Raw genomic sequence first — 17,067 nt, forward strand, 5'->3', positions numbered from 1 at the left:
TGGAGGAGTCACAGCGCGAGACGTTGGAGGAGCCGAGCCCTGACGTGCTCGCCACCTTGGGTTTCGAGGTCGTCCACAACCTCACCGTTCTCGATCGCCACCACGCGATCGGCGAGATGCAGGACGAAATCGAGGTTCTGTTCCACAAGCAGGATCGTGTAGCCGCGGCGCTTGAGTTCGATCAGCGCCTGCTCGATTTGCCTCACGACGACCGGCGCTAGCCCTTCAGTGGGTTCGTCCAGAAGAAGGGTCTGGGCGCCCGTGCGCAAAATCCGCGCGATGGCGAGCATTTGCTGCTCACCGCCGCTGAGTTGGTCACCGTAATGGCGTCCCCTGGTACGAAGATTCGGAAACAGCGCGAAAATCTCGTCGTTGGCCATGCCTGCGGCGCAAACCGCTGGAGGAAGGGCAAGATTTTCCTCGACGGTGAGACTGGAGAAGATCGCACGCTCCTCGGGGCAATAGCCGATGCCGAACCGGGTGCGCTCATATGGGCGCATTCCGCTCGCTTCGTACCCGGACAGGACGATGCTGCCGGTTTGTCGCGGCAGCAAACCCATGATGGCGCGGAGGATGGTTGTCTTACCCGCGCCGTTGCGACCGACCAGACAGGTGACCTCGCCTTGCCGAACCGCGAATCCGACGCCAAACAGCACCTGGGAATCGCCATACCAAGCTTCCACATCGGAGAGGCGCAGCGAAGCAGCGTCAGGCACGGCGCTCGGCTCCGATATAGGCGTTGATCACGCGAGCGTCGCGCGCGACTTCGTCGTAGCCTCCCTCACAAAGGACCGAGCCTTCCGCGAGCACCGTGACCTTCGTCGCCAGACTTCTCACGACTTGCAGATTGTGCTCGACCAGAAGCACGCCACAGCTGGCGGCAACCGTCTTGATCAGGGCTGCGACAGGCGCGATGTCTTCCCGGGCGAGGCCGGCGGTCGGCTCGTCGAGCAGTAGAAATTTCGGCGCGATTGCAATCGTCGTGACGATCTCAAGCAGTCGCCGACGACCATAGGGCAGATCCGCGGCCCTGCGTTCGCTTTCGTTCGCTAGGCCGCCTTGATCGAGAAGATGGCGGACCCTTGCTTCATTTTCGTCTCGTCTCGAGCGGCCACGCAGAAGCTGCAGACCCCGCAGGTTCAGCGCGAGTGCCGTGCGGATATTGTCGGCGACCGAGAGGTTCGGAAAAATCGAGCAAATCTGAAACGATCTGGCGAGCCCGAGCCGCGCAAGTCGGTTCGGCGGGGCTGCCGTCACGTCCACATCGTTGAGACGAACCTGGCCGCCGCTCGGCTTCACAAAGCCGCTGATCACATTGAAGAGCGTGGTCTTGCCCGCCCCGTTCGGCCCGATCACGGCATGGATCGACCTTGCATCGAGATTGATCGAGACACCGCGAAGCGCCTCGAAATCGCCGAAACGAACGGTCAGGTCGCGGGCGGTCAGCATCGAAGCTGCAGCCCGCCCCCGGACCGCCGAGGCAATCGGCGCGGCTGCCCGCTGCGGACGATCAAGAAGGATGGTCGTCATCGAACGCTCGGAGCGGCGCAGCCCGCCGTATCGATCGAGCGAAAGGCGGTGTCGGCCGGGACCGTGGCGATCCGCTCATAATAGTCCCACGGAGCCTTGCTCTCGGCCGGGCTCTTCACGCGATAAACGCCCAGATCATAGATGACGCGGCCGTTTTCCTGGATCCGGACCTGTTGACCGAATTTGTCGACGGGCAGCTTTCGCATTTCCGCATTCACGATGGCGGCATCGTCACTCTTGGCTTTGTCGGCGGCCTTGAGATAGTGCAGCACGCTTGTATAGACGCCGGCCTGCTCGCGGGTCGGCATGCGACCATGAGCCTTGAAAAAGCGCTCCGAGAAGGCGCGAGTCCCGTCCGTGTCATTCCAGTAAAAGCCGGTCGTGATGATCAGGCCTTGGGCCGCTTCGAGGCCGACACTGTTGATATCGGTGACGAAGGCATGGAGCGCCGCGACACGCTGGCCACCACGCATGATACCGAACTGACCAGCCTGCTTGATGGCGTTGACTGTGTCAGCGCCGGCGCTCGCCAGAGCCACGACCTGCGCCTGCGAGGATTTCGCGCGAAGGAGAAGAGCGGAGAAATCGGCCGTGCCAAGAGGGTGGCGAGCACTTCCGATCACCTTGCCTCCACGTTCCTCGACCAGGCGCGTGGCGTCCTTTTCGAGATCGTGGCCGAAGGCATAGTCCGCGGTCAGAAAATACCAGGACTTCAGATCCTGCTGCATCAGAGCGGCGGCTGTCCCGCGCGCGAGCGAATAGGTGTCATCGGTCCAGTGCGTGACAAATGGCGAGCAGCGTCCTCCGGTGATCTCCACGCTTGCGGCGCCTGATATCATCAGGGAGCGCTTTTTTTCGGTGGCAATGGCCATCAATCCGAAGACCACACCAGAATGCGGCAGGTCGACGATGACGTCGACACCGCGCCGGTCGAACCATTCGCGGGCGATTGCAGAGGCGACCTCGGGCTTGTTCTGGTGGTCGGCAGTGATGATCTCGACGGGGACACCGCCAGCGGTGCCGCCAGAATCTTCGACCGCCATCCGGGCCGCCAAGATCGATCCGGGTCCGCCGACGTCCGCAACGACTCCGCTTTGATCACCCATCACACCGATGATGATCTTGTTGTCGGAAAATTCCGCGAGCGCGGACGTTGCCCCGCCGCACAACAGTAAGGATGCGATGATCAGCCGACGCATGGACCGTCTCCTGTTTCCAAGCTCGGCGGAGAGATAGAGGTTGCCGTTAACACATTTGTGACGGCTATGGTACATTTGGGCAGAGAACTCTAGCCTGTGGAAAAATATGATGGGTTGCCATTTCGCCCCGGGAACAGGCAAACAGTAGGCTCCTGAAGCTGATTGGAGGGCCCGGGCGTGTTGATTCGAGGCCCGCAAGCGGCATCAAACGAAGGCGAAGCCGGCGACGGTCGGATCGATGCCGCTCTGGTTGCCAGGATTTGCTGGTACTATTTCAGGGAGGGGCAAACCCAAGATGCGATCGCGCAGCGGCTGAAGATGACGCGCAAGCGCGTCAATCGCATCCTCGGTGAGGCAAGGGAAAGCGGCTTCGTTCAAATCACGATCGCCGATCCGGCGGGCCAACGCACCGAGCTCGAAGAAGAACTCGTCCGCAAATTTGATCTGCGTCACGCGATCGTGGTGCCGGTCCCCATGGGCGGCACCGATGTGCGCTCTTTCATCGGAGCCGCCGCCGCGCGATACGTCGCCGAATGTCTTCCGCCGTCGGGTTCGCTGGGAATCACCTGGGGAGGCACCATCAATGCCGCGGCTCAAAACCTGCCGCTGCGATCTGGAGACGGCACCCGCGTGGTGCTGATGTCCGGCGGACTCGCCGAAAGTGCGCCGATCAATCCGTATGACAACGCAACCATGATTGCCCGGGCGCTTGGCGCGCGGTGCTATTATCTGACCGCGCCGATGTTCGCCGAGACTGCGGAGCTAAGGGACATCCTCGTCGCGAGTGAACCTGTTCGTTCCGTGCTCGCGATGGTGCCCACCCTCGACGTCGCGCTGTTGAGCGCGATCGACCTCTCTCCGCAATCAAAAGCGCTCGAATATGACGTTATCTCTCGCGAAACCTGGGCTTCGTTGCTTGAAGCCGGTGCAGTCGGGGATATTTGCGGTCACTACCTCGATTCAGCCGGTAAGCCGCTTCGCCACCCCCTCGTGCAGCGGACGATCAATCCACCGATCGAGCATGTGCTTCAGATCAGACATCGGATCCTCGCCGCCGGAGGTGAGCACAAGGTCGACATTATTCGCGCCGGCCTGCTGGCTGGCTTCTGCCAGGTCCTGGTCACCGACGAAGCGGCCGCGTCCAAACTCCTGGATTGAAGTTTTGTCTCACCACGGCAGCGAGTAGGTCTTGATATTGGTAAAGCTCTTCATGGCCTCCAGCACGCCCTCCTTATGGCCGAGGCCGGAATCCTTGATGCCGCCGAACGGCGTCAGCTCCGTCCGGTATCCCGGGACTTCCCACACGTTGACGCAGCCGACGTCGAGGGCATCCACAAAGCGGGTGACGTAGTCGAGCCTGTTTGTGCACACCCCCGCCGAAAGACCGAAGGCGGATGAGTTTGCGATGGCGACGATCTGTTCGACGTCATCCGGGCAGCGAATGATCGGCAGGACCGGGCCAAAGGTCTCTTCGCGCACCAGCTCGCAATCGGGCGAGACATGGTCCAGCATCGTCGGCGGGTACAACGCACCCTGCGGTGTATTGCCGAGCAGCAAGCGGGCGCCACTCCGGACTGCCGCCTCGACGCGGCCGGCAATCGTCGACGCCGCCTTCGCGTTGATGACCGTTCCCACATCGGTGTTGGGGTCCATGGGATCTCCTGCCGTGAGACGCTTCATTAGAGCGAGGGTCGCTTCGGCAAAGCGATCGGCGACGCCATCAACGACCAGAACCCGCTTGACGGCGGTGCAGCGTTGCCCGGAATTTCTCGTCGCCCCCTGCACCGCCAATTGGGCTGCGCGGTCGAGATCGGCGTCACCCATGACGATCAGAGGATCATTGCCGCCGAGCTCGAGCACCAGCCTTCTGTACCCCACCCTCTCGGCAATTCTCTTTCCGATGCTCACCGATCCCGTGAACGTCACCAGGTCGATGTCCGGGTCATTGATCATCGCGTCTCCGATCGAACGCGGATCCCCGGTCACCACCGACAACATCTGAGGTGGTAGTCCTGCCTCGTAAAGCAGATCGGCAAGAGCGAGCGCGGTCAAAGGCGTCGTCTCCGCCGGCTTCAGCACAACCCTGTTGTTCGTCGCGAACGCTGGAGCGAGCTTGTGGCTCACGAGATTCAGGGGGTGGTTGAAGGGCGTGATCGCTGAGATGACACCAAGGAGCGGCGTCCGGGTCGAGAATATGCGTCGGCTCTGCGCACTCCCTCCGATATCTCCCGCATAAATTTTTCCGTCGTCGTGGAGCACTGCATGCGCCGCGAAGGACCAGACATCCCTGGCCCGCAGGGTTTCATGCAGCGAGTCTTTCAAGCACAGGCCGCTCTCCGATGTAATGAGATGCGCAAGCCGGTCCCGATTTGCTTCGATCGCATCCGCCGTAGCCTGCAGGATCCGCGCCCGCTCACGCCTTGTGAGCCTGGGACGAAATGCCCGGGCAATCGCGAAGGCGCGCCGAACATGCTCGGGATGCGCCTGCGGCACTGCCGCGATCACCTGATCGGTAAACGGGTTCCGCACGTCGATGGACGAATCCGCAAGGACATTCTCTCCTGCGATCTTCATCGGGTGATAGAGACGTGCCGAATCCGACATCGCCGGCTCCATGTGGTGCTTCCTGCCGATCATAGGCTTCCGCGTGCGACATCGCGCTCATGGAGATTGTCGCCTCTGGCCGCCAGCATGCCAAATCGCGATGGTGACACCGACGATGATGAGAACGCAGGCGAGCATCACACGTGTCGTAGGTGTCTGCTGCTGCAACACAGCGGCCGCAATCAGCGCGACGACAGGAATCAGCACGAGGCTCTGGGATGCGATCTGCGTCGGAATGGAGCTGAGCGCCCGATACCAGGCGACGAATGCCAATCCGGTCGCCACGATACAGTTGAATGCGATAGGCCAGGCAAGACCCGGCAACTGATTCCAATCGGGACGACGCTCCAGCAGAAGCGACGCAACGATCACAACGACGCCCGAGATCGTCAATTGAAAGATGGTACGGCTCCACAGGTTGCCGCCGCCGGGAGTGCGTTTATGGATCCATGTCCCCAGCGCCCAGCTGAAAGCCGCCAGCGAAAGCAGCGCGATGCCCAGGAAGCCATGAGATGTCGCCACCGGATTGGCGCCGGACGCCAGCAGCCCGAGACCAAGCATGCCACAGGTCAGCGCAATGATATCGAGGAGTGATTGCTGCTGGCGATCGATGATCCATTCGATCGCAACGAGCCATAAGGGCATCGTATAGAAGGTCAAGGCACTGGTGCCGACATCGAGATATTGCAAGCCGACCAGGCTCAGCCCGAGACCTCCGGCCATTTGCAGGAGACCCACTGCCACCAGCCTGCCCTTCCCCGCACAACCGAGCTGAAGCGGATAGCCAAGACACAGACGTGCGGCTCCGATGGCAATGGCCCCGCCGAGCAGACGGATGCCGGTGAAAAGCAAGGGTGGCGACGACTGCAGGGCGTCCTTGATCACGAGCCAGTTCGTGCCCCAAATAATGACGACGAACGAGAGGCAGAGGAAGCTGGTCAGCATATTGACCGCCTGATGTTTCACCGCGCCACTCCCACCGGTGCAGCTTGCTGATGGAAAGTCCGCGGCTGATTGAGCGCGATCTGGAACGCTCGTTTGTTTTCTTCCGGGCTGTGCTGGGATGTCACCCGGGGCAGCGAACGCGAATGCGATTGATTGACCTTGCACAGCACGAAATGCGGCCCTTCGGTCGACAAGCTTCGCGCAACCGCCTCGCCCAATTCGGCCCCGGTTACGCACCGGCTGACCGCCCGGTAGCCGCAGGCCACGGCGACGGCTTCCAGCGATGACGTCACCGACGTGGACGTCTGGCCGCCGGTTGAAACGTAACCTTCGTTATCGAGCACGACATGCAGTAGATTTCGCGGAGAGGTGTGCCCGATCGTCGACAATACTCCCATATGCATCAGCACGGCGCCATCGCCATCCAGCGCGACCACGCGACGCGATGGATGCGCGAGCGCGATCCCCGCAGCCACCGCGCTGCAATGGCCCAACGACCCCTGCATGTAGAAATTCTCCGGGCGGTCGCTCAGTCGAAACAGCTCGCGTGAAATAAATCCGGTCGTTGAGACGATGAGATCGGTGGGGCGCAGGGATTCGCTGACGATTTCCAGCGCGCATCCAACGCTCAGTGGATAATCGCTCTCGCGTTGCTCGCCATTGACAACGACGCCGAGGCTTGTCGACAGCTGACCTTTCCGGATCAAAATCGCAAACGAGACCGATCGCTGGAATGCCTCTTCGGCCTTCAGCAGGGTCGCCATAAAGCCCTGCGGCGTCCCGTCGAACTCGCTCCATGGGATCGCCAATTGATCGAGCAATGCGTGGGTTTTAGCACCCATGATACGATGCTGCGGTTCGTCCTCCGGTTCGTCGGTGTGCCCCCGGACCGAGATCAGAAGCAATGTTGGAATGCAATTGATCTGGACCAGCGACGTCAGCGGATTGATGATGTTGCCCAGACCGGAATTCTGCAGAGCAACGACGCTTCGTTGCCCTGCCAGCGCCGCGCCGACGGCAAATGATAGCGCGCTGCCTTCGCTCGCCGCCGGAACTGACATCATATCGTTGTCCAAGGCGACCTGCTGGAACAGATCGGCGAAATTCGAGCAGGGCACCCCGGAAAAAAACGCGTACTTCTGCTGCTTCAGAAGACCCAAGAGTGTCGTTGTCGACAAAGTCATTTTGAGGCGTCCTCCCGACAAGGTGATATTCTTTCTGACGTCAGCCAGAGCGCAGCGTTTGGTGTCGTCGGCTTGACGACACCAGGATCAGGCAAACCGCCTTCGGACAGCGATCTCGTGCGGAAATAGGACTTATTCAGCCGGGGCTGTTGGCGAGCTTTCGCGCTGTGATGAGACTTCGGTTGCAGATCGACCTGCGATAGTCGACGTGCTGAAAGCCAACGCCTTCCATGAGGGAACGCATGTCCTCGAAACTGTAGCAGCAGCCCTCATAACCGGTCGTCAGCAGGACCGAATATTCTGCCTCCGCAATCGGCGCGGGATGCCCGCCTCGATCGTCCGGGTGACAGCTGTAAACGGCCACCCGACCGCCAGGCAGCAAGCTTTGGTAGGATTTTTCCAGCAGCAGTCGTACTTTTTCCGGTCCCCAATTGTGGAGGACGTGCGAATAGAGATGGAGCGAAGCGGTCTTTGGAAATGGATCGACGAACATATCTCCGGCGATCACACGCGCTCTTGCTGCCGGCAGCTTGCGTTCGGCCAGACATTGCATGGCGAGCTGGTCGACTGGGGGACGCTCAAATATCGTCGCCGACAGGTTGGGATATCGGTTGAGCAGGTGCGCGGAATAGACGCCCGACCCACCTCCCACATCCAGCACAGCCGTGTCCTGCGAACAATCGAGCAGCCGCGCGAGATCGGGAGCAAAGATCCGCCCACGCTCCTCCATTCCGCGCGTGTTCAGATCGGCGAAATCGTCGGTCTGCATCAGCGCGTCCCAATTGGTGGTGTCGCCGCGCTCAACATGCCAGGTGTCGGGTGCGTCCAGGCGCAATACGTCGTAGATCTCCCGGACAGATGATTTGTACTTCATGGTCGCAATGTAAGAGGAGATATTCTCGCTCGAGTTACGGCTCAAATAGCGTCGCGCCGATGCCGTAGCGCGAAGGTTGCCATCGACGTTGGAGAGCAGCCCCCAGGATTCAAAGAGCCTGATCATCGTCCGCGTCGGTCGCTCCTTGATCTGAAAATGACTGCGCAGCGCGGCTTCGGTCGCAGGGGCTTCGTCGAGATAGGTGAAGAGATCCAGCCATGAGACGGCTGCAATATAAAGGTCAGCCGCATAGGAACTGTCACGCCATCGGATCACCTCTGCAATATCCGGTTCAGGCAGCTGATTTGGTATTGAGGCCGCAAGTGTTGAATGAAGCATGGCACGATCTCCGCGTTGGGATGGTTTCTATGCTGTGGGGATGGAGGGCCGGAGAATCACGCTTTCGCGTGACCATTTCCGTTGCAGGTCGGCAGATATCGCTCCTCGGCGGCAGCGAGTTCGCCGTAGCGCATCAGGCCGAAGACCTCGTCGAGCGAGGCGACTTCGCCTTCAATGCCGGCGATGCTCTCCTCGGCGAGAATGCGGTCGCAAATGTCTCTCATCCCGGCGACTGCCGCCCGCATCGAGTGGTTGGCCCAGATCACGGTCGAGATGCCGGCTTCGCGATAGGCGGCAACCGGCGTTCGATAGTACTTGGTGGGGACGATCACGACGGGGAGCCGATTTTGCCACGCGCCGGCGAAGGCGAGGATCTCGTCTGCTACGCTCTTGCGCGAATGAATGAGGATGGCGTCAGCTCCGGCCTCGGCATAGGCGTGGGCGCGCGTGAGGGCCTCATCCATTCCGTGACCAGCGATCAGCGCCTCGATCCGCGCGACGAGAACCAAGTCGTCGCCGACCGCATCTCTCACGGCGCGTAGCCGGCCCGAAAATTCGCCGGTATCGGCAAGCGGATGCCGATCGCCGACGAACGAATTCATCTTGGGAAAGCCCTTGTCCTCCAGTGCCACACCGGCGGCGCCGCGTTGCCGCAGCTTGCGTGCCAGAAGGCGCGCGTTGTTGAAATTGCCAAAGCCGCTGTCGCCGTCGACAAGCACTGGAAGGTCGGTCGAGTCCACCATGCGCTCGACGACATCAACGAGTTGGGTCCAGGATGCTTCGTTGGCGTCGCGGTAGCCTAACGAGCACGAAATCGACAAGCCGGATGCCCAGAGCCCCTTAAAACCTGCACGTTCGGCTATGGCGCCGGACAGACCGTCGTGAGCTTCCATCAGGAACGAAAGCTCGTGATTGCAGCAGATCTGGCTGCGAAGTTTGTCCGCCACGCGCGTCGTAGCGCGGTGATGATGGCCATTCGCGACGGCGGCCTGATTCTGCGTTTGCATGCCGAACTCCTTGAGCGTTCCATCAGAAATTTCTTTGACTAGCAATACTAGTCACAACTCCACACGTAGCGTCAATATCTAATTCTAGTTGAGACGAGAAAAATCTAATTCTAGTTGCCGGCAAGGAGCTCATGCTGAAGGGACTCAGCCCGTTTCGAGCTTCCTTAATTTCGCCACAACCTCTAATTGATCCGACTACGCCCTCGCGCACGACGACGAAGCGACTGCAGCAAGGCGAACTCACAACTACGCTGTCACCAAAGCGTGAAGCCAATCACCCGTTGAATTTTGATGTCCCGCAGGGCGAGCGTAGCTAAGATGACGCAACTTCGCCAAAAAATAAGCGCCAGATGGACGACTTTACTCCGGGTTGACGGGTGAGTGTCGCATGCAAACGATCGTTCTGGATGACCACGGTCGCGCATGGGATGCGCGATCACCAACCTTGAGAAGTTTCCTGCATTGCTCACTTCCCGACTTCGACTTTCTGGCCTACCTGATCGAAAATCTGGGATTTGTGGCCATAACGAAAATCGCTCCCGACGCGGCGCGCATCCGGTTTCGACCTGAAACGGCGTCCCCGACGAGCATCGCGGCAGCTCTCTATTGTCTTGCTGACATGGGGATCGAGCGCACCATCATTTCCTGCCCTGACCGGTTCGTCGAAAAGCTGGTCCCGAGCCTCCCGCAGACGATCGCCTACATTGCCGAGCAGGTTACTGCGAGCCATCAGCAATATTCTTCCGTCTTCACGAGCCGAGAGCAGCCGCTCGAAATCCTCGCGAACGCGGACGAAGCACTTTCGTCGCTTTTCGCGCAATGGATCGATTCGAAGCAGGTTTACGATTCGGCAGCGCTGGCCGACGCGCTTCCTGAATCGCTTCGGGCGCGCTTTTTTATTGTCGAGCCCGTGGATGGCCGCCTGACCATTGCCGATGTCGGATCCGGCTTTGAGATTTACGGCGAGACCTGGCGGAAGAATGCGAGGGGCCTGCCTCTGGAGGAACAACCGGATTACGATTACGGCCGATGGGTGAAAGGCCTTTACCGCCGCGTCCAGGAGACGCAACTACCACGCCTGGACGAGGTGGACGCCACGATCAGACGGCCGGACAGGAACGATAGCATTCACTGCCACTATCAGCGTCTCATCTTGCCGTTCACCTACAAGGAAAACGGGGGAACCTGCCTTCTCGGCGCATCGGTCTTTGACGTCAGGGAGCAACAATCCGTCCTGGATCGCTGGGCTATCCAAGAATGTCCGGCGTAATCAATCCGCCCTTCCCTGATGCATTAGACTCGGCAAAACGCATACTGAGATTGTATCTACCGTCGATGCAACCGAATAGTCCCCCGACAAGCCCTTCTGAATCTTCGGGACCAAAGGTCCTGATATTCATACCGTCTTGCCTTGCAACATCAGTTCTTTGCCTCCTCGGCAACGCGGAGTCCGATGTCGGGGACGTTCGCCCGAGCCATGATTGCGGCGAGATCGGCGAGGAGTTCGTCAGACTGCATCCAGGCCAACCCGCAATGCAACTCGCCAAGCGGCGACGCCATGAGCTTGATGCAACCCTGCTCGACCTTGGTGTATCCGGCACGCTCGGCCAAGCCGCCGGCGATGACGCCATTGCCCAACAGGCCGATCGTGAAATCGCTATGCCAGCGTGTGAAGGCGTATGCCCGTGAAATGCGCGGCAGGATGGTGCCAAGGTCCTTGCCCCTGAAATCGCGCCGATACCAGATGGCGCCGGAAAAGACGACGCGCCCGGCGATTTTCTCGGCGGTCGGCGTGTTAACCTCGCAGCGATCTTCGCGCGCGAAAGCGGCATCAGGATCGGCATAGAACATCCGCAGCGACATCGCTTCGTCCTTCAGAGAGGTTTCGGGCCAATCATAGAGGCGCGCTGCTTGTGTTGCGACGACCTCGCCATCATGGCTCCGCCCGATCAGGACAAACGCTGTCTCCGGCGTAACCCCGCCCAACGCCTCATCAAAAACCGGCACAAGCGGGCGCCAGCTATCGGAATTGGCCCTGTTGGCTTCGAAGAGATCCTGCAGGCTGCCAAAAGACAGCGTCACTCCGCGATCCCTGGCCGCGCTGTCGGCCCAGAGGAAGAACCGCCCGAGCAGGCCTACCGGCCCGTGCTTGATCTTGAGATGGGCGGGTAGACGCCCCGACGTCGGAAGAGGCTCTTGCATGGATGAGACGCCCCGCAATTCTCGTGTGCCGTGACGCCCAATAATCCGTGCATTTGTAACCTGCATGACATAATTCTAGTTGATAGTGCCGCCTAGGAGTTGATATGGCCTGTTCACTATTCCAGCTGATTGTGCCCCGGAAAGAATTCAACCGCGGTGTTTTTTGATGGCCTCTGAACCTTCTCCGAAGAAGTCGAAATCTCGCGCGCCGAACCGGCGCGGCGGCAAAATCAGGATTTCGTCGAAAAAGCCGACCCAGGTCGACGAGCACGTCGGGAAGCGATTGCGTCTCAGGCGTAACCTCCTTGGCCTCAGTCAAGATGAATTGGCAAGACGCCTTGGCCTGACGTCTCAGCTCATTCAAAAATATGAGGCCGGGGAAACCCGGATCAGCGCGTCGAGACTCTACAGCATAGCCACGCAACTCGCGGTCCCGATCACCTGGTTCTTCGATGAGTTGCAAGACAAGAAGCGGCTGTCCGTCGAGTCGAAGCAAACCTCGGAAGAGCAAGATTGGAGTGAACTTGTTACCAAGCGGGAGTCGCGTCAGCTCCTCGAGCTCTATTTCGGCATTACTGATGAGCGGCTGCGTCGAAAAGTGATGGAAGTCGCCCAACTCTTGAAGGCGACTGATACGGAATAGCGGTGCCAACTGCTCAGCAGCAATCGGCTCGCTTGCTCCGATGCGGATCGGCACTCAACTCGAAGATGCTAGACGTGCGTATCCGTCGAAGTGACACGATGCAGGTCAGCGCCGCTGGTCTCGGGCAAGGCCATCGCTGCGACAAACGCCACTCCGTAAGAGGCGAGCGCACAGATGCCCATTGAGAAGCCCAGGGGATGAGACGCGGCCAGCATGCCGACGGTTGCGGGTACGACCGAGCCGAAGCCGCGCCCTCCACCAAGACAGAAGCCCTGTCCGCTCGCACGAACTTCGGTCGGGAATAGTTCCGCGAAGGTCGGCAGCATGCCTGACGCCAATCCGCCCTGAAAGGCACCAAGGAAAAAGCTGAGCAGGATCGTGGTATTCGCGCCGATCGGCGCGAGCAGATAGATGCTCGCATTGATGGCCTGGCACAGCAGGAAGATCATGAAGGCGGGACGCCGCCCTGTCCGGTCCGAAAGCCAGCCATACAGCAACGGCCCAACCAACGAACCGAGGATGTTCATTGCAAGATATCCCGCACTGGTCCCGACCGTGAGGTTCAGGACCGTCCGCAGATAGGTCGGCAGCCAGGTGATCATGACGTAGGCTCCGCCAAAAATGCCGGTGGCCATTGTGGCGGCCGCCACCGTGCGCCGAAGGTGCGCCCTGGTGAAGATTGTCCAGGCGGGCATTGCGGCTGTCTTGCTCGCCCGGCTTTCACGATAAAGCCCCGACTCCGGTACAAGGCGCCGGATGAAGAAGACCAGGAACGCCGGCGCAATCCCGATGGCGAAGAAGACGCGCCAGCCGAGCTCGTCAGGGAAAATTGAAGAAATGACGGGCAGCAACGCGACGGAGACGGCATAGCCCACTGCATAGCTGCTCTGGACCGACGCCGCGACACGGCCGCGCAGCGCCGGCCTGACGACCTCGCTGATCAAAACGCCACCCACGGCAGCTTCGCCTCCGTAACCGAGCCCCTGGAGAAAGCGCACGACAAGCAGAAAATTGAACCCCGTCGCGAACGCGGAGGCCAGCGTGAAGAGTGCGACCCAAAGAATCGTCAACTGGAGCACTTTGATCCGACCGATGCGATCGGCGAGGATGCCGCCACCCCACCCGCCAACGGCCGCACCGACGAGAGCTGCGGTCGCGAGATAGCCGGCTTCCGGACGCGTCAGGCCGATTGTTGCAATCAGCGCTGGGATGACCAACGCGTAAATTGTTGAATCCAAGGAATCGAGGCCGAATCCGGCGAAGCACGCCCAATAGGTTCTACGTTCGACGTCGTTGAGTTCCGAATACCAGCCGAGTTTCATTGTCTCTTTCACTTTGCGATGTCGAATTCCACGAAGACACTCGTCCGGTCCGTCGGCCGCGGGCGAGCAGGCGCACAGCATAAATCAGCCACCGCCTCCAAGAGTCGGCAGGCGTATGTTCAAAGCAGATCGCAGGCTGCTATCGTCGAGCCCGGCCGCGGCGCCGGCCGGCTCGATCATCCCAACGACTGGTCGTGAATTTACGGCAGACGGCACGACGGCCGGGGCCCCTCCCTGAACCGCGGCATTCGTCACGATCTTGAATTTTTCGCCTGGAATTTGGTAAGCCTTTCGGTTCCGGTAGACCCAAATCTACAGCGGCGACAATACTGTTTTGGATTGGTGGTCATAAGGAAGAGATATGGGTCGGGCGCGACGCGTCGCCTCCAGAGCAACGTTGTTAGGGTCGTCGACATTACGTCGCGAATGCCTGTCGCAGAGCGGCCACATCCTCCAGCCGCTCAAGCGCCCCGATCTGCGCGATCAGTTTTTCCGTCTTGTCGGGTCCCAGAACCGGAAGCATCAGGTCGCGCGCCTTCGCGCTGACCGCTTCGGTACTGAGTGGATTCTCCTTTGTTCCCGGCGGGTATTTTGTGAAGTGATCCACCCTTCTTCCGTCGGTCAGCGTCACTTCGACGATAGCGCCCCGCGGTGCAGCCGGGTCCATCAACGCCTGATCCCCAGCCAGCGTCACCTTGGCACGCTGTTCAACGATGCTCGGATCGTGCATCAGCGCAACATCATGGCTGTCGTTGAAGGAAACCGCACCCTTGACAAGCGCGACCGCCACGAGGTGCTGACAATTGACGTCCGGCATCGCGCTCTCACCCACGATCCCCATCGCGTCGGTCGGAAGCTTGACCAGAATGCTGCGAACGTTGTCCGGCAAGAGCCCGTAGCGCTTGCGCAGCGTCAACAAGGCATCCAGCGGCGACTGAATGGGATAGCCGACCGAATAGGTCTTGATCGCGGTCTCCGTGACATAGAAGCGGTTGCCGAGATCCTTGACCATTTCCTCAGGTTTCGGATCTGTCGAAAGCGCGATGAAGAGATTGTGCGTGCCATCGAGCACGTCGTCGACGCCGGTCAGCCCGGCCGTCACCATGTCAACGGCCATCACACCGTTGCGTGCGCCCATGCCGGCAAAGTCGAACGCTTTCTCGACATGCTCCTTGTCCTTGACCCAGCTCCAGAGCCCGGAGACCTGCTGGGCCGCATAGGAGATCGCAAAGCGCATCGCCCTCTCGTCAAGTCTTGCCAGCGATGCGGCAGCCCCGAGTGCGCCGAACGTCGATGAGGTGCCCTCGGCGCTGCGATGCGAGCCGCGCACAAGGTCGGGGCCCAGCGCCATCAGCAGCCGGCAGTTCAAGTCATAACCCAGCGCAACCGCCCGAATGAACTCCTCCCCGTTGCGGTGCTCACGCTCGGCCATCGCAAGCGCGGCAGGAACGACCGAGCAGCCGGGATGCGCCTTGGTGACCGGCTCGAAATCATCGGTCTCGTCGGCATGAGCGCACATGGCGTTGGCCAGCGCCGCGTTAACGGCGCTGGTACGAAGGTCGGATCCCACCACGGATGCCTGCGGCTCCCCACCGAGGCTGCGGACATATTTCAGCGCCATCTCGCCCGGATGCATCCGCGCCCCAGACACCATGGCGCCGAACGCATCCAGAATGCGGTGCTTGCATGCGAGCACCACTTGTTCCGGCAGTTCCTGATCGCGTGCCGTGGCCATGTAGCGCGCCAGCCGTTCGGTCACGCTCGGCCTGGCCGCCCTGACCGCCCGACTTGGCGTCGCCGCCAAAGCGGCGACCGAGCCGGCGGACTGAAGGAAACGACGACGTGACGGCATACTCGTCCGCTCCATTCAGGTTGAAACGGACATCTTGGCAATTTCCGCAGCACTCGGCAGGCTCTCGACATTCCAGCACGCGTCCATGACACGCCTGATCATCGCATCGGGTAAGATGCCTTCCGCGAGGTCGGAGAACTTCGCCTCGAGCTGCTTGTCCGTGAGCGGTACCTCGACGCTGCCGATCGCGTGTTCGATAAAGCGGTTCAGCTTTCGCCCATCCTTGAGCACGATAGTCAGGTCAACTTGTTCCGGCTTGATTGCTGGCGTGATGACCGGGACCACCCTGCTCCGCAGCGCAACGATGGTCGGATCGGTCACAGCACGATCGCTGAACTGCTTCTCGCCGCCCGCTCCCTCCACGATCGCGACGGCGACCGCATGATAGACGCTGAACTTGCCCTCGAGCCCCTGCTGCGGCGTCTTCTTGCCGGTGAGTTCGAGCACAAGAGGATTGACCTTGAGATCGATCCGCTCGATCTGATCGGCGGTCAGCTTGTTTTCGTTGCGCAACTGGATTGCGGCATCGATCGCGGGATGGAGCACGATACCGCACGCGAACGGCTTGTAGGTGTTCAGCGCCGCCTCATAACGCTTGCCGAGATCGCCCAGGATTTCGTTGTAATCCTGCTTGGTGCTGATGGTGTTGGCCCAGCCGCGCTTGGCTTCGATCATGCTGTCTGATGACGTGAAATTCTTCGCCGCCAGCAAGGCTGCGAACATGCCGTTCGAGGCTGCACGCCCGGGATTAAAGCTCTTGTTCATCGAGCCGAAGGATTCACGCAGGCCCACGGGCTGCGAGGCGGCAAGTCCGAGCGCCCATGTCATCTGCTGCTCGTTCAGCTTCAACAGCTTGCCGACCGCAGCCGCGGAACCGAACACACCGGCGGTACCGGTGATGTGCCAGCCGACATCGTAGTGGTTCGGGTAGACGGAGTTTCCGATCCTACATTCGGTCTCGACGCCGAGCACGAGTGCGTTCAGGAATTCCTTGCCGGAGACCGGCTGCATTTCCGAAAGCGCGAGGATCGCCGAGGCCACCGGGCCGGCGGGATGGATGATCGTCTTCAGATGCGTATCGTCGTAGTCGAAGATGTGGCTCGACACGCCATTGATGAAGGCGGCGTTCATGATGTCGAAGCGCTCACGTCGTCCGAAAAGCGACGCTTGCTGCGGACCCGAGAACGGCGCGAGCGCAGCGACGGCGATGTCGACCGTCTCGTGGTGCGATCCGCCGATGGCGACGCCGACCCAGTTCAACAGCGTCCGGACGCCTTCCTTGCGGACATTGGGCGGCAAATCGTCATAGCTTGCCGTCACCAGATAATGCGCAAGCGCACGCGTCACCTCCTTGGGCGGCGGAGCC

General features: G+C 60.5%; 15 protein-coding genes. 3 read left to right on the plus strand and 12 right to left on the minus strand.

Annotated features, from left to right (window positions below; all coding sequences use genetic code 11):
- Nucleotides 1–8: 8 nt before the first annotated feature.
- From BRAS3843_RS10110 to BRAS3843_RS10120, 3 genes are read right to left on the minus strand one after another with little or no spacing between them, the layout of a single operon-like run.
- Entirely contained in the window at nt 9–716 is a 708-nt protein-coding gene (locus BRAS3843_RS10110) for an ABC transporter ATP-binding protein (protein ID WP_008968755.1), read from the minus strand.
- On the minus strand, nt 709–1,530 hold the full coding sequence (locus BRAS3843_RS10115; RefSeq protein ID WP_008968756.1) for an ABC transporter ATP-binding protein: 822 nt from the start codon (nt 1,528–1,530) through the stop codon (nt 709–711). The genes BRAS3843_RS10110 and BRAS3843_RS10115 overlap by 8 nt, the downstream gene beginning before the upstream one ends.
- Entirely contained in the window at nt 1,527–2,729 is a 1,203-nt protein-coding gene (locus tag BRAS3843_RS10120) for an ABC transporter substrate-binding protein (protein WP_008968757.1), read from the minus strand. The genes BRAS3843_RS10115 and BRAS3843_RS10120 overlap by 4 nt, the downstream gene beginning before the upstream one ends.
- Before the next feature lie 180 nt (nt 2,730–2,909).
- Between BRAS3843_RS10120 and BRAS3843_RS10125 the strand changes: the two genes are divergently transcribed.
- Nucleotides 2,910–3,887, plus strand: a complete 978-nt coding sequence (locus tag BRAS3843_RS10125) for a sugar-binding domain-containing protein (protein ID WP_063710298.1) — start codon at nt 2,910–2,912, stop codon at nt 3,885–3,887.
- 9 nt (nt 3,888–3,896) lie between these two features.
- Here BRAS3843_RS10125 and phnY read toward each other — a convergent pair whose 3' ends face one another.
- From phnY to aepX, 5 genes are all read right to left on the minus strand, one after another.
- Nucleotides 3,897–5,345, minus strand: a complete 1,449-nt coding sequence (gene phnY, locus BRAS3843_RS10130) for a phosphonoacetaldehyde dehydrogenase (protein WP_008968759.1) — start codon at nt 5,343–5,345, stop codon at nt 3,897–3,899.
- Nucleotides 5,346–5,390: 45 nt separating this feature from the next.
- Nucleotides 5,391–6,278 (minus strand): DMT family transporter, encoded by an 888-nt coding sequence (locus tag BRAS3843_RS10135; RefSeq protein WP_139024826.1) that lies wholly within the window; start codon nt 6,276–6,278, stop codon nt 5,391–5,393.
- Between the two features lie 17 nt (nt 6,279–6,295).
- The gene (aepY, locus tag BRAS3843_RS10140) at nt 6,296–7,462 is read right to left on the minus strand and encodes a phosphonopyruvate decarboxylase (RefSeq protein WP_008968761.1); all 1,167 of its coding nucleotides are present in this window, start codon (nt 7,460–7,462) and stop codon (nt 6,296–6,298) included.
- Between the two features lie 136 nt (nt 7,463–7,598).
- Nucleotides 7,599–8,675 carry a methyltransferase gene (locus BRAS3843_RS10145; RefSeq protein ID WP_008968762.1) on the minus strand — a complete coding sequence of 359 codons (1,077 nt, stop codon included), beginning with the start codon at nt 8,673–8,675 and terminating at the stop codon, nt 7,599–7,601.
- 56 nt (nt 8,676–8,731) lie between these two features.
- Nucleotides 8,732–9,682: a phosphoenolpyruvate mutase gene (gene aepX / locus BRAS3843_RS10150; protein WP_008968763.1), complete on the minus strand. Its 951-nt coding sequence runs from the start codon at nt 9,680–9,682 to the stop codon at nt 8,732–8,734.
- A 388-nt stretch (nt 9,683–10,070) separates the two neighbouring features.
- On the opposite strand from aepX, the gene BRAS3843_RS10155 reads away from it, so the two are divergent.
- The gene (locus BRAS3843_RS10155) at nt 10,071–10,952 is read left to right on the plus strand and encodes a hypothetical protein (RefSeq protein ID WP_008968766.1); all 882 of its coding nucleotides are present in this window, start codon (nt 10,071–10,073) and stop codon (nt 10,950–10,952) included.
- Between the two features lie 149 nt (nt 10,953–11,101).
- Here BRAS3843_RS10155 and BRAS3843_RS10160 read toward each other — a convergent pair whose 3' ends face one another.
- Nucleotides 11,102–11,884, minus strand: coding sequence for a hypothetical protein (locus BRAS3843_RS10160; RefSeq protein WP_008968767.1), 783 nt, complete (start codon nt 11,882–11,884; stop codon nt 11,102–11,104).
- A 166-nt stretch (nt 11,885–12,050) separates the two neighbouring features.
- On the opposite strand from BRAS3843_RS10160, the gene BRAS3843_RS10165 reads away from it, so the two are divergent.
- Nucleotides 12,051–12,527, plus strand: coding sequence for a helix-turn-helix transcriptional regulator (locus tag BRAS3843_RS10165; protein WP_083841349.1), 477 nt, complete (start codon nt 12,051–12,053; stop codon nt 12,525–12,527).
- Nucleotides 12,528–12,595: 68 nt separating this feature from the next.
- Here BRAS3843_RS10165 and BRAS3843_RS10170 read toward each other — a convergent pair whose 3' ends face one another.
- The 3 genes from BRAS3843_RS10170 to BRAS3843_RS10185 form a co-directional block, all read right to left on the minus strand.
- On the minus strand, nt 12,596–13,849 hold the full coding sequence (locus BRAS3843_RS10170; protein ID WP_008968769.1) for an MFS transporter: 1,254 nt from the start codon (nt 13,847–13,849) through the stop codon (nt 12,596–12,598).
- A gap of 415 nt (nt 13,850–14,264) precedes the next feature.
- Nucleotides 14,265–15,701, minus strand: a complete 1,437-nt coding sequence (locus BRAS3843_RS10180) for an MmgE/PrpD family protein (protein ID WP_139024822.1) — start codon at nt 15,699–15,701, stop codon at nt 14,265–14,267.
- A 15-nt stretch (nt 15,702–15,716) separates the two neighbouring features.
- A partial coding sequence (locus BRAS3843_RS10185) for an MmgE/PrpD family protein (RefSeq protein WP_035981314.1) occupies nt 15,717–17,067 on the minus strand: 1,351 nt, incomplete at its 5' end.

This window comes from Bradyrhizobium sp. STM 3843, assembly GCF_000239815.1.
Taxonomy (GTDB): Bacteria; Pseudomonadota; Alphaproteobacteria; order Rhizobiales; family Xanthobacteraceae; genus Bradyrhizobium.

Bases quoted from the DNA above. Each gene is read 5' to 3' on its own strand.
- aepY (WP_008968761.1), bottom strand. From the start codon at position 7,462: ATGACTTTGTCGACAACGACACTCTTGGGTCTTCTGAAGCAGCAGAAG.
- BRAS3843_RS10165 (WP_083841349.1), top strand. From the start codon at position 12,051: ATGGCCTCTGAACCTTCTCCGAAGAAGTCGAAATCTCGCGCGCCGAAC.
- phnY (WP_008968759.1), bottom strand. From the start codon at position 5,345: ATGGAGCCGGCGATGTCGGATTCGGCACGTCTCTATCACCCGATGAAG.
- BRAS3843_RS10135 (WP_139024826.1), bottom strand. From the start codon at position 6,278: ATGCTGACCAGCTTCCTCTGCCTCTCGTTCGTCGTCATTATTTGGGGC.
- BRAS3843_RS10180 (WP_139024822.1), bottom strand. From the start codon at position 15,701: ATGCCGTCACGTCGTCGTTTCCTTCAGTCCGCCGGCTCGGTCGCCGCT.
- BRAS3843_RS10120 (WP_008968757.1), bottom strand. From the start codon at position 2,729: ATGCGTCGGCTGATCATCGCATCCTTACTGTTGTGCGGCGGGGCAACG.
- BRAS3843_RS10155 (WP_008968766.1), top strand. From the start codon at position 10,071: ATGCAAACGATCGTTCTGGATGACCACGGTCGCGCATGGGATGCGCGA.
- aepX (WP_008968763.1), bottom strand. From the start codon at position 9,682: ATGCAAACGCAGAATCAGGCCGCCGTCGCGAATGGCCATCATCACCGC.
- BRAS3843_RS10145 (WP_008968762.1), bottom strand. From the start codon at position 8,675: ATGCTTCATTCAACACTTGCGGCCTCAATACCAAATCAGCTGCCTGAA.
- BRAS3843_RS10160 (WP_008968767.1), bottom strand. From the start codon at position 11,884: ATGCAAGAGCCTCTTCCGACGTCGGGGCGTCTACCCGCCCATCTCAAG.
- BRAS3843_RS10115 (WP_008968756.1), bottom strand. From the start codon at position 1,530: ATGACGACCATCCTTCTTGATCGTCCGCAGCGGGCAGCCGCGCCGATT.
- BRAS3843_RS10170 (WP_008968769.1), bottom strand. From the start codon at position 13,849: ATGAAACTCGGCTGGTATTCGGAACTCAACGACGTCGAACGTAGAACC.